We start from the raw sequence: 367 nt of genomic DNA on the forward strand, positions 1-367 counted from the left end.
TCGGTAATGACGAACTCCGGGTAATCACGGGAAGTGAACACCCTGCGCCCGCCCTGCGGATTGACGGCCTCAACGGTCAGTTCCACGGCAAAAACGTATTCGCTACGATCATTCGCTACATCATACGTCATAGTAATACCTAACCGCGCCCACACCTGCACCGCCTGCCACGGTTCCGCCAGTTCAACCAGAGCGGACACTACCGCCTGCATGGCCAGGGCCTGATCCGCTGGAATTTCGTCCTGCGTATAGCGGTCTATGCGGGTGTACCCTTCCGCGTCCTGATAGACAGCTGTCAGAGTGAATTCCTGCCATGTTCCAGGCTTCGGAAACTGAATTTGTATTTCTGCGTCGTTCATCATTAGAG

Annotated in this window: 1 protein-coding gene; it reads right to left on the bottom strand. The window is 55.0% G+C overall.

Going from position 1 to position 367, the window contains the following annotated elements; all coding sequences use genetic code 11:
* The coding region (locus tag WW58_RS09905) for a hypothetical protein (protein WP_288143447.1) at nucleotides 1-359 on the bottom strand (359 nt) is incomplete at its 3' end.
* Nucleotides 360-367 lie beyond the last annotated feature (8 nt).

The organism is Akkermansia sp. UNK.MGS-1 (genome assembly GCF_000980515.1).
Taxonomy (GTDB): Bacteria; Verrucomicrobiota; Verrucomicrobiia; order Verrucomicrobiales; family Akkermansiaceae; genus Akkermansia; species Akkermansia muciniphila.